Origin of the sequence: Mesorhizobium sp. M0166 (assembly GCF_040322255.1) — a bacterium.
In the GTDB taxonomy this organism is placed as follows: domain Bacteria; phylum Pseudomonadota; class Alphaproteobacteria; order Rhizobiales; family Rhizobiaceae; genus Mesorhizobium.
The window spans coordinates 1-12726 of sequence record NZ_JAMYTD010000026.1 but is presented as its reverse complement, the minus strand read 5'-3'; the positions used below and the strand labels follow the sequence as shown (position 1 = coordinate 12726).

The window sequence follows — 12726 nt, the reverse complement described above, 5'->3', positions numbered from 1 at the left end:
AGGAGAAACCAGATGAACCGCATCGCTGGCTCGCTGCTACTCCTGCTGACGCTGCTCCTGGCGATCGATGCCGGTCCGGCCCGCGCCGAGGAGCCGAAGGTCGTCCTGTTTGAGGACCCGACGCTGAACGCCAGCCGCTTGCACTATCCCCTGCTCATCACCGAGGGACGCGGCTACCGCATCCGCTGCAACGACCAGGCTGACGAAGAGGCGGTGATCCGTGGACTGGGCTTCGCCACCGTTCCGTCGCAAGTGCTGACGGCCGTCGACAATGCGGTCATCGCGGCCGACCCCGCCGCCAATCCGCTGTTGTGCCCGTCCGACGAGAACTACCCGATCAAGGTCTTTGCGCACGACGGCGGCAGTGGGCTCGTCTACTACCTTCAGTTCCCGACCGATTTCGGGTCAACATCCTTTTCCGATCAACTCTACATTCCCGGCTGCGCGGCCCTTGTCGCGGAACTCAGACTCAACCTCAGTCAGGCGATAACCGCCGATCCCACCCCATTCTTCGCCGGAAAGGTTCATACCATCGCATGCGTCGCCGGCGCGCCGCTTGTCGGCAGGCCGACGACCTTTGCCAGCTGGTGTATCAAGGATGACCTCGATCCGGCTCAGCAGACGACAGTCGAGGAATTGCTTGCCCTGACACCCGGCGGTGCCTCCGCGCTGGGCAATCCGGCGGCGTGCGCAAGCGCGCAGGATTTTCTCGCGTCTAGCACGACGCTCGACCTTGCCGGGCGACGGCTGACCAACCTTGAGCCGCTGGCGACACTCACCCATCTGACGAGCCTGACCTTGTCCGGCAATGAAATTGCCGACACGCGCGATCTCGAAAAGCTGACCGAGCTCACCTTCCTCGATCTGTCGCGAAACAGGATCGGCAACATCAACGTAGCGGCAGCAATGAAGAAGCTGACCGACGCCGACCTCAGTTCCAACCAGATCGCCGATCTGCGACCGCTCGCCTCGGCGCGGGCTTTGACGCGGCTGGTTCTGGCCAACAACAAGGTGACGGACGTGTCACCGCTGCGGTTTCTCCAAGAACTCACGGCGCTCGACCTGTCTAAGAACCGGATCGCAGATGCGCGCGCCTTGATGGGCCTGACGAAGCTTACCGCCCTTAACCTGCGAGCGAACCGCCTGGCCACTGTGCAGTCTGTCAGCGCTATCCTGCCATTCAATCCTTCGCTGGACGGCAATGCGGTCTGCATCAGTCGGCCCGAGCACCCAACCGCGGCCTCGGGCAAGATTTTCGAAGCCTGCATTACGGCAATCAAGGAGGCTGACGTGGTGCTGGCAAACATGCAGACCGGCAAATGCCTGGCTGTTGCCGAGGGGCGCCTCGACAACAACGCGCCGGCAGTACAGTTCGACTGCGACAGCGACCGGTGGCGCCGCTGGAAGCTGGTCGAGACGGACGACGGTTTTCAGTTGCAGAACGTGCGGACTGGAAAATGCCTGACGATTGCCGGCGGGGTCAGCACCGAAAACAATGTTCCGGCCCTCCAATTCAACTGCGACCGGAACGCTTCGAGACGCTGGAAGCTGACCGCGACCGGCGACGGCTTTCAGGCCGAAAACGTGCTGACGAAAAAATGCCTGACGATCGCCGGCGGGGTGAGCACCGACGACGACATCCCCGCCCTTCAGTTCAACTGCGACCGCGATCCGGCACGGTTCTGGAGCATACGGGCGGCCGACCCCGAGGTCGTACTGGTGAACAGGCAGACCGAAAAGTGCCTGTCGGTCGCGGAAGGAAGAACCGACAATAACGCGCCGACGGTGCAATTCGACTGCGACGGCAGTCAATGGCAGCGCTGGAGGCTGGTTGAAGCAGGGGACGGTTTCCGGGTGGCGAACGTGGAGACCGGCAAGTGCCTCACGATTGCCGGCGGGGTCAGCACTGACAAAACATTCCCGCCCTGCAGTTCAACTGTGACGACGATCCTTCCCGCCGCTGGAATCTGGTCGAGACGCGCGACGGAGTTCAGGCAGAGAACGTCCACACGGGCAAGTGCCTCACGATTGCCGGCGGGGTTAGCAACTTGAACAACATCCCGGCCCTCCAGTTCACCTGCGACCGCGATCCGTCTCGCTATTGGACCATCAAGCCGGCGGACGCGAGATAGCGTCGCTGGCGGCTCGCTTGATCCGCATCTGAGCCTCGAAAGGAGAAACCAGATGAACCGCATCGCCCGATCGCTGCTCCTTCTCCTCCCGGTCCTGCTCGTGACCGCCGCCGCCGGCCCGGCCCGCGCGGACGAACCGAAGGTTGTGTTGTTCGAGGATCCGGCCCTGGAGGCAAACCGGTTGCACTATCCGCTGCTTATCTCGGACGGGCGCGGCTACCGTATCCGCTGCAAGGACCAAGCGGACGAAGAAGCAGTGATCCGTGGACTTGGCTTCGCGACGGTTCCCTCGGAGGTGCTAACTGCCGTCGACAGCGCGATCGTCGCGGCTGATCCCGCCGCCAACCCGCTGCTGTGCCCATCGGGTGAGACATATCCGATCAAGGTGTTCGCGCACGATAATGGCAGCGGCCTCGTCTATTACCTGCAATTCCCCTCCGACTTCGGCGCGACGACGTTTTCTGACCGGCTCTACATTCCTGGCTGCTCGCTGCTGGTCACCGACTTGAAGCTCAACCTCGACCAGGCTCTGAACGCTGACCCGACGCCGTTCTTCGCCGGCAAGATCCACACCATCGCATGCCTCTCCGGCGCGCCGCCGGTCAACAAGCCAACGACCTTCGCCAACTGGTGCGTCAAGGGCGACCGCACGCCGGCAGAAACGGCGACCGTAATGGCGGTGCTCGATTCAACGCCCGGTGGGGTATCGGCGCTTGGCAATCCCGCCGCCTGCGACGCTGCACAGACCTTCCTGGAATCAATCACGACGCTAAATCTGAACGGCAAGGGCGTGCAGTCGCTCGATCCGATTGCGGTACTGACGAACCTCGCCAGCCTGTCGATTGCCGAGAACTCGATCGCCGACCTCGGGCCGCTAACCAAGCTCAAGGCGCTGACCTTCCTCGACATTTCCGGCAATCACATCAGCAACATCAACGCGCTGACGCCACTGACCGCGCTGACGCGAGCCGACCTCTCCGACAACGACATCACCGACATCCGCGCACTGTCAGCGCTGGCGTTACTCACGAACCTTACACTCGACAACAACAAGATCGGCAACCTTGAGCCGCTGCAATTCCTGCAGGCGCTCTCGACACTGTCCATCGGCAACAATGGCCTTGCAGGCGACATGCTCGAACCGCTCAGCGCGCTCGGCGGCCTGACCAGCCTCAACCTTGCCAACAACAAGATCGAGACCTTCGCCAATCTCGGAAGCTTTCCCTCGACGCTAGCCATCAATCTCAGCGGCAATCCAATCGTAGCGGACGGCGGGCAGAGCTTCGTTGACCTATGCGTGCTGCACCGCGACGCCGCGACCCCGCTTGGGCAGACCATTCGCGCCATGGTCGAATTGGAGGGCGGCGGAACATGTTCGGCGGTCGGCAACAAGCTGCTGGCGACCACGGCGCTCGACCTGTCGTCCAAGATCGTCAGCGACCTGCGTCCGCTCGCCACATTGCCGCAACTCACCTCGCTCAACCTCTCGAGCAATAACATCACCGACGTCGCGCCGCTCGCCGGCTTGACCAATCTCGGCATACTCAACCTGTCGAAGAATTCGATCGCCAATGTCCGACCGCTGGCGGCGCTGTCGGGCTTGATCAATCTCGATCTTTCCGACAATCCTGTACAGGCGACCGATTTCCTGTCGGCATGCCTGATGCGCAACCAGACCGACTTTCTGACGCCCGCGCAAGCCGCCGAAGTAAACGCGCTGCTGTCCATCTCAGGCAAGACTGTCTGCGGCAAAGCCTATGACGATCTCAGCTCACGCCAGTTCGCCGACGCGAAGAACCGTGGGTTGACCAGCGTCTCGCTGTTCCCGGTGATGGGCAATCTGACCTCCATCGACCTGTCCGACAACCAGCTGTCCGATGTCTCGCTGCTGTCGGCGATACCGGGACTGACAAAGCTTTGGATTCGCAACAACCAGATCACCTCCATCCAGGGAATATTGCAACTGCGCCGCCTCGAACAACTGAACGTCGACGGCAATCCAGTGTCGAACCTGATCGGCATCGGGGTACTCAACAAGCTGACCAAGCTCTATTTCTCGAACACGCACGTGCAATCAGTAACGCCGTTGGCGGACCTGCCGTTGCTCGACGATGCCGGCATGCGCAACCTACCGCTACAGTACGCCAGTTTCGCTGAATACTGCACCGTCTACCGCTTCGATTCGATCGCGCTCGGCGACGCGCGCGGTTTCATGGCGGCACTCGACAGCCGCATGCAGGCCGAGCATGTCGACAGCACCGATTGCAACGCAGCGCAGAACTGGGCGCAGTCACTGACCAGCCTGTCGCTGAACAAGAAGTCGATTATCGCCGTCAATCCTGTGGTCTATTTCCGGGCGCTGGGCGAACTCAACCTGTTCGACAACCTGATCACCGACGCCTCGCCGATCGCATCGCTTACGGAGCTTCAGAAACTGAACCTCGCCACCAATCGGCTGTCGGCGATTCCGCGCTTCGGCTCGAGCGGCCTCAAATACATCTACCTGAATGACAACCAGATCAGCAATGTCGGCAATCTATCGAACATGCAGGCGTTGACGGATGTCGATCTGCGCAACAATCGGGTCTTCGATGCGCTGCCGCTCGGCTCGCTTCCGGCGCTGTCGGTCGTCGATCTGAGGGGCAACCGGATTGAAAACTTCTCTCACGTCCATCCGGTGATCGGAAAATCCTATCTCGGTAACAATCCGATCTGCTCGTTCCCGCAGCCGCTCCTCCAGCAAGTCAGCGAAGCCTGCAAGCGCGAGCCGTTGCGCATCTTCGATGGAAACATTCACCTGCAAGACGCGATTGCCGTCCAGCCCTCGGTCATCTGTCCACGGCCGAACTGCTTACAACTCATCATCGTGAGCCCGCACATTCATCAGTAATGCCTGCATCCGAAGAGGTAGCCCCATGTTCGCAAAGACCTTTGCCATCCTCGCAGCCCTGACCGCCAGCGCCGCAGTGCTCGGTTCCCCGGCACACGCCGAAGACAAATCGGCGACGTCGATCGTCCAGTTACCTGCGGCCGGCGGCACCGTCACGCAGGAGGAAGGCAGCTTCACGCTGAACAACAACACCGGATCGGCGAACTTCACTTTGCCGCTACCCAACCTGCCGACGCGCGGCCAGTTCGGGCCGCAAATGAGTCTCACCTACAGCCAGTTCGCGGGTGACAGCGGCAACGGCCTCGGCATCGGCTGGCAGTTCAACACCCAGGCGATCGCCGTCAATGACGATCTCGGCACGGCCTTGCCCGGCACCAAACCCGGCGGCGACTTCTTCTCCCGCCTATCGTACATGGGCGCGCGGCTCGTCTTCGTCGGAAACCAGAACGGCGTCTGGGAGTACAAGCCGGAATACGCCGAGGATTTCGTTAAGATCCTCTACCACACTGGCACGTTCGACGTCGTTTCGCTCGACCTGACGGGTGGGCTGCACACCGATACCATCTCCTCAGGCTTCGAGGTGACAAACGCCGACGGAACGCGGCTGATCTTCAGCGGCGATCGCTCCGTGGCGGAGGGCAATTTCGACGTAGCCGCGCCCTACGTCACGAAATGGCCGCTGGTTCTGCAGCTCAACGCCAACCGCGAAGCCGTCCGCTATGAATACCAGCGTTTCGGTGGACGCAGCTATCTCACAAAGGCCAGCTTCGCCGGCGGCCAGAGCAGCTATCAGTTCGACCTGATCGAAACGCAATCCACGCTCGTCAGCCACACCAATGGCAGCAAACAGGAGAACGCCCGGCTCTACGGCAAGATGACGGCCAAGTTCAAGGACACCGTCTACGCCCAATGGTGCATGGGATATGTCGGCCGTGACACGAATGACACCTCCAAATTCGTCGTCCGGGCGCATCCGGACTGCCTCGCGAAGGCCCAGGCCGACCTGACACCGCTCATCGACACGCAGTCGGTCAACGTGCTCGACCAGCTGCGCGTGCTCTACCGATATGGCGATACCGGCGGCGAGGCGCTGGCGCAATCGACGCTGAAGTTCCCGGATATCCACTTCGGCTATTCGTCGTGGACGAGCGCCGAGCTGGCGTCGCGCTCCGTCGTATTCGAAGCCCCGAAGATGGCGTTCGCTGGCGACATCCCTCCGCAGAATTTCGAGTTGGCCGACCTCAATATGGATGCGCTGGTCGACATCGTGCAAAGCAAGGATGATGGCGCGACCGTGCATCTTGGCAGCGGCGACCTGAACAGCGCCTTCGGCGACACGACCCAGCTCGTCCTGTCGCGTCCGACCGAGGCTGGACTGATGCGCCAGATCGCGCCCCGGCTCACTGACAACCGCTTCGCTTTTGCCGACATCCTTGGTGACAGCTTCGTCGATATCGTCGAAATCGAAGATGGGTTGATGCACGTCTATGACGGCAGGGCCGACGGGACCTTCCCCTATCTCGGCCGGTCGATCCCGCTGCCCGGCGTCTCGCCGACGACATTCGCGGGCGGCAACGGCCGCTTCGCCGACGTCAATATGGACAGCCAGTCCGATATCGTCACGACGCGCCTCAACGCTGATGGGCGCACCGAATGGCGGATATTCCTCAATCTCACACGGCGCCAGGCCGATGGCGGTTACAGCGTCAATTTCGGCGCGCTGACCAAGGCGTTCCCATTCAACAGTCAGGACGGCCAGATACTCGGCCGCAACAATGTGCGGATGGTCGACATCAACGGCGACCGGCTGCCCGATCTCGTCGTCATCCGTCCAGCCGACCAGGGCTTCTGCCTCTACGAGAACGAGGGCAACATCTTCTCGACTGACCCGAATGCGCTGCTGTTCGGCGATGCCGCGATCAACGATCCGCTCTGCGGTCACGGCACCTTCTCAAAGATCGGGGGCATGCAGTCCGGCGATAGCCTCGCCACGATGTGGTACATCGACGCCAATGGCGACGGCATCATCGATTTCGCGTCGATGGGCGAGCGCACCGACCAGATGCGCATCTGGCTCGGCTTCGGCGATGGGACCTATCTGAAGGATCCGCTCAGCATCGCGCTCAATCTGCGCGTTCAACTCGGGACGTCGACGCAAACCTTCGCCTCGCGCGTCGCCGACATCGACGGCGACGGCCAGACCGAGATCATCGTTTTCCAGAAGCCGTCCGCCGACGAGGTAAAGCCCGTCGTCGTCATCGACTTCAACCGCACCGCGACTATGCAACTCGTCAAGGCGAACCTGCTGACGGTCGTCGACTTCGATTCCGGCCGCCGGCACGACATTCGCTACGCGACCTCGATCGACGAGATGCTGCGCGACCGCGCCAACGGCCAGCCGACGCGCAACCTGCATTTCCCCGTTGTCGTCGCCAAGCAGCTCGTCACGTCGCAGGGCATACCAGGCCAGGTTCGCGCCCAGGTGCAGACGGACGAATATTTCTACCACAATCCCTTTTATGACGTGATCAATCGCCGCTTCATCGGCTTCTCGGAGGTCGAGAAGGTCGCTTACGGCGACGAGAACGCGGCCGGCCAGCGCGTCACGCAGCGTTCCAGCCTCGATCGCGAACAGTATTACACCTTCGCAGAAAGGGCGGCCGACCTGAACCTCGCCGGCAAACTGAAGATCCGCAAGACATACGAAGTAAAGCCGGAGGCGACGCTCGTCGCGAGCGCTGAGACAACCGAGACGCTCGATCCGTCAGCGGCAGCGCTGCACTCGCTGTCGACCGCTACACGCAGCCAGAAGCTGCCGACGACCGGCATGATGCTGAAATGCGAATCGTCGGTGTGGGAGGCATTTCCGCGTGGCGACGGTTCGTCCTATCTCAGGAAGGTCAAGGAGACGCTGACCGACTCCGCCGGCGAGGCCGAACAGCAGGATGCGGCCGATCCCGAATGCAAGGATCCGGTCAAGACCCAGACCTATGCCGGTTTTGACGAATTCAACATGCCTACGTCGGAGACGGTCGGGGTGCGCGACATTCCGGGACCGGAGCGCCTGACGGTTCCTGGCTTCAATCGTACAACCCAGACCGACTACACACAGTCGCGCGCCGATCTGGCGGCGCTCGGCATCGTCAACGCGGCGTCCGAGCAGCGTATTCTGGCCGGAACCCGGCTGCTCAGCCGCGAGAGTTTCACCTATCTGCCAAATTCCGGCGGTCGGATGGGGTCGCGAACGCTGGAAGTACTGTCGGGACTTGGCGCCCTGCCGCCCGCGCTCGAACAGTTCCGCAACGCCAGCCGAAAGCTGGTGAAGACTATGGGTTACGATGTCTTCGGTAACAGTATTTCGATCGCCGACGAACTCGGCATCACCGAGTCGGCGATCTACGACCCAACCGGTACCTTGACGCTCAGCTACACCAAGGCGTCGGGCGGTGCGGCCGAGCTCGATCAGATGACGAAAATGACCTATGACGGGCCGCGCCAGGGCACCATAGCGACGACGACAACGCCCTTGGGCATGGTCGTGACGAACAGCTACGACGCCCTCGGCCGCAAAACCCGGGAAACCGCCACGGACGGCGCCGAACGCTTCTACACTTACAAGATCGGCGAGCATGGGCTGCCGTCGCTAATCCTTACGGCGCGCCGCCGCTATGCGAGCGCTGCCGAGACACCGGAAGGCGAGAGCGAGTTCATCGCGGACCTCGCCGCCTATGACGCGCGCAGCGAAAAGGTCGCCGATCTGGAGAACGTCGCTGAGGGTGGAGTGCGGGTCAATAACTTCTCACTCTACAACCGCAATGCAAAGCAGATCTTCCGCTGGACGCCTTTTGTGGTGAAAAGCTTCGGCGGCGTTGACAATCTCAACCTGCAGAAGGTGTTCGATCTTGGCGATGTTCCGCGCCCCGATCACGAAATCGGCAATGCCTACACCTATGACCCAGCCGGCCGGATGGTCCGCGAAACCCATCCGTCGGGCAAGGTGTCCGCCATGACCTTCCAACCGTGGGGCACGCTGACGATCACGACCTACAACGACCAGTTCGACGGCACCGTTCAAAGCAGTGAATATTCGCTGAAGAACGAGAACGGCGTGACAGCATCCATCGCCAGCAATGGCGGCGGCACGATGCATATCTCCCGCTTCGTGCGCGATTCCTTCGGCTACCTGAGCGAAATCTGGCTGCCGGGCGAGACGACGCCGCGGCGGCTGATCTACAACTCCGTCGGCGACATCGAATTCCAGTCGATCCCGGGAATGGGCGACCGCTACGCCTTCTACGACGCGCGCGGTCGCCAATCGGTGATCGCGCGGGTCGGCAGCAATGGCGAAACGTCGGTCCAGACCTTCACCTACGACTTCCTCAACCGCAAGCTAACCGAGGTGAACGATGGCGTGGTTCACCTCGAATACCGCTATGACCGCGCCGTTCAAGTCGCCTCCGCGGCCGGGTTCGAAACGCCGATAGCGCTGCCCCTCGACAAGACGACCGAGGTGATCATTCACGATCCCAACGGGGGATTCGACGCCGTCCAGCGCTACGCCTACAATGCGAACGGCCGGATGGTTACCCATGAGGTGGAGATCGACGGCGCGAAATACGCCGATCATTTCCACCACACGCTGGATGGCCGCATAGATTCGTCCGAAGGTCCGCGCGGCTTGGCGTCGAAATTCGCGCTGGGGCCCGACAAGAACCTGCGGTCGGTGACAGTCACGCATCCCGATTTTTCAGGACCGGAGAAGATCATCGAGAATATCACCTACAATCCCGAATCACAGATCGAGCGGGTCGATTATCGTCTGGGCGCATTCACCCGGATGACCTACGATCCAGCCACCCTGTTCCTCACCCACATCGTTACGCAAGCCGGCGGCAAACCGCTGCAGGATTTGAGCATGACCTTCAACGCCAACGGCTCGATCACCCAGATCGTCGACGCGTTGGCGCAAGGCGCGGGCAGCGACGGACATGTCGACCGGTCGGGAACGTTCCACTACAATTTCAAGAACGAACTCGTGCGGATCGCTCGTTACGGCCAGCAGGCCGAATTCGGCTATTCGGCGGCGGGAACGTTTGCCCGCAACGACGAGCTCGAGCCCGGCGCGCGGATAGCGCCGTCCGCCGGCGCCGTGACCGGCCTCATCCCGGCCGGCAGCGCATCGAAGCCCTACTCCTTCGACGGATTCGCCCAACTTGCGAAATCGCCGACCTTGACCGGAACGGTGTTCGACATCAACGGACGCTTGATCCGCGCTCAGACTGCGACCAATGAAGTGCTCTACGGCTACGATCAGACGGGGCGTCGCCTCTACAAGAAGGTCATCCCGACCGACGGATCGGGTCCGGAGCAGCTTTACCTCTACCCGGTCGACACGTTCGAGATCGGTCCGAAAGGCGAGGAGAGCTATGTCAACATCGCCTCCAGCAAGCTCGTTCGTCTGGAACACGGCACCGGCAAATGGTTCTACTATCTAAAGGATCATCTCGAGAGCAGCGACTATGTCATCTCCTCCGACGGCGTTCCCGTCGAGCAGATGCTCTACCGGGCGTACGGCACCGAACATGGGCCGGAGACGCTGGCCCCTGCCTGGGCCCAACACCTGACGGATGTCGCCGCGGAGCTGCCGCGTGAGAAGACCCACCATCGTTTCACCGGCAAATATCTCGATGACGATACCGGGCTCTACTACTATGGCGCCCGCTACTACGATCCGGCATTGGGGCGGTTCATTTCGCCCGATCCGCTTTACGTCGGCGATCCGGAGAAGTGTACCGGCAATTCGACGTCCTGCAATCTCTTCGCCTACGCCAACAACAATCCGATGGCCTTCCTCGACCCGACCGGCCTGAAGGAGATCGTTGCCGGCGACGCGGCCTACCGACGGCAGGTCGAAGAGGACATCCAGCGAATTGATCCGACCGCACGGGTCGACAGTAAGAGTGGCGAGGTATCGCAAAATTGGCTGCATGGCGCCTGGCTGGACGTGAAGAACTTCTTTGTCGGATCCAACTCCTTCGACAGCGGCCGCGAGTTGATGCGCCGGGTCATCGCCGACCCACAAACCACGACGATCCAGAACGAGCCGGGCGTCACCGCGGCCCGCAACAAGGATCCGTTGGTGAACCCGGAATCGACAAAGGGCGACGTGATCATCGGCTATGACCCGGCTGCGTCGCGCACACGCACGTCTGTCGAGTTCGACAAGTCCTCGGGCACGACTGCGTCCAATCCGGCGGATCCTGGCATCGTGCTCGGTCACGAGCAAATCCACGCCACGCACCGCATGGCCGGCCAGCATTCGGGGTTCAAGGATGCGCCCTACGTAGGTCTCGATGGCAAGTCATATGCTTTCCGCAACGAGGAAGCACGTACCATCGGTGTCGGCGGCACACGCCGACCCGACGACATAACGGAGAACCAGTTGCGCGATATGCTCGGCATCAAGCCGCGCGTCCATTGGTGACCGAGACAGCGACCAAGGAGGAGACTTTGACATGCGACTCCCGAAGCTTACGTCGATCCTCGCCGGTTCCGTGCTCATGTTTGCGGCAACGGCAGCGGCGCAATCCATGAGCAAGCAACTCAAGGAACCGCAGGCCGTGCCGCTCGATTTCCTGACATGGATCCAGCGCGATCCGGCTTGGCTGCAGCAACAGATGGCTACGCTCGGCGCCGCCGGCGGGGTGAAAATCGGCAATGACATGCTCGAAACAACAGACGTGGAGGCGTTGAAGGCGGTTAACCGCATCCGCAGCTTCGCCTACCTGGCGGCGAAGGGATTGAATCCGCCCTATTTCGACCTGTCTGTCGCCGGCGCGGATAAGACCGTCCGATGCATCACCTCAAATCCCAGGAGCATCGCGCCCGACATCGGGCCGATGGACTTTGCGAGGGCGTCATTTCCGGCGGAGGCCGCCGACCAAACCGAACTGAAATCCTGCACGGTCACAGGCAAGGGTGTAGACTATGCCGGCCTTGAACGGGCCGCCTTTCGAGACCGCTACTTCAACGCGTCAGGTACATTGAAGCCGGAATTCCGCGACCTCGGCGACGATCCAGCTTTCAAAGCCAAGGCGATTGACGAGGGCTTCTTCCTGACGACAGAGGACTATAGCGGCCTGTTGCAGCTGGACTTGCGGTAAGCAGCTACGAGTAGCAGCAACAGCCGCGAGCGTCTGGGCTGGCCCAGACGCTCGCGTCCTGCTGCCTTGAGTCAGGCTTCGCTGGCTCGGCAACCTGCGCACTCTACCGTCTAACAGATCACCAATATGGCGAGCTGGAGGTGCCGCCGGGGCATCGCGACTTAACGCGAATGATCGCAAGATAGCGCTTAAGACCAGCCACACTCGACGATGAGCAGCATGTTGGCTTGGCGCGCCCCAAGCTGTCCATCGGCCCGCTGTGGTCACTTCCGCGTGGAATATTCCTCCGGGAGTGGTAGAAGACCAAGGTTCGGCATGCGGTAGTCAGGCTCCTTCTCCGCGACAATGGCCAGCACCTCGTGCAATTTGTCGACCAGCCCACAAAGTTGCCAAAACAAGGGGCCGCTTGCTTTCAGGTTGCGTTGCGCAGAAAGCACCGCGTCGCGGAGGCCTAGTTGTTTGATCCCAGGCTTTGATGGTTCATCATTGTCGTCCGAATCAAAGGATGCACTATGGGCCAGGTTCTGCATGGGAGCGCCAC

Annotated in this window: 5 protein-coding genes and 1 pseudogene; 5 read left to right on the top strand and 1 reads right to left on the bottom strand. The window is 61.4% G+C overall.

The features are described from left to right. Positions 1–12 precede the first annotated feature (12 nt). From NKJ46_RS23895 to NKJ46_RS23875, 5 genes and pseudogenes are all read left to right on the top strand, one after another. Positions 13–1902: pseudogene (locus NKJ46_RS23895) on the top strand (RICIN domain-containing protein); the annotation flags it as partial. A 14-nt stretch (positions 1903–1916) separates the two neighbouring features. Further along, complete coding sequence (locus NKJ46_RS23890) at positions 1917–2132, top strand: RICIN domain-containing protein (RefSeq protein WP_352668170.1); 216 nt, start codon at positions 1917–1919, stop codon at positions 2130–2132. Between the two features lie 52 nt (positions 2133–2184). Further along, positions 2185–5022 (top strand): leucine-rich repeat domain-containing protein, encoded by a 2838-nt coding sequence (locus NKJ46_RS23885; RefSeq protein WP_352668129.1) that lies wholly within the window; start codon positions 2185–2187, stop codon positions 5020–5022. 25 nt (positions 5023–5047) lie between these two features. Next, the gene (locus NKJ46_RS23880) at positions 5048–11506 is read left to right on the top strand and encodes an RHS repeat-associated core domain-containing protein (RefSeq protein WP_352668127.1); all 6459 of its coding nucleotides are present in this window, start codon (positions 5048–5050) and stop codon (positions 11504–11506) included. Positions 11507–11537: 31 nt separating this feature from the next. After that, positions 11538–12185 (top strand): hypothetical protein, encoded by a 648-nt coding sequence (locus NKJ46_RS23875; protein WP_352668124.1) that lies wholly within the window; start codon positions 11538–11540, stop codon positions 12183–12185. A 263-nt stretch (positions 12186–12448) separates the two neighbouring features. On the opposite strand, the gene NKJ46_RS23870 is transcribed toward NKJ46_RS23875, so the two are convergent. After that, the coding region (locus NKJ46_RS23870; RefSeq protein WP_352668122.1) for a hypothetical protein at positions 12449–12726 on the bottom strand (278 nt) is incomplete at its 5' end.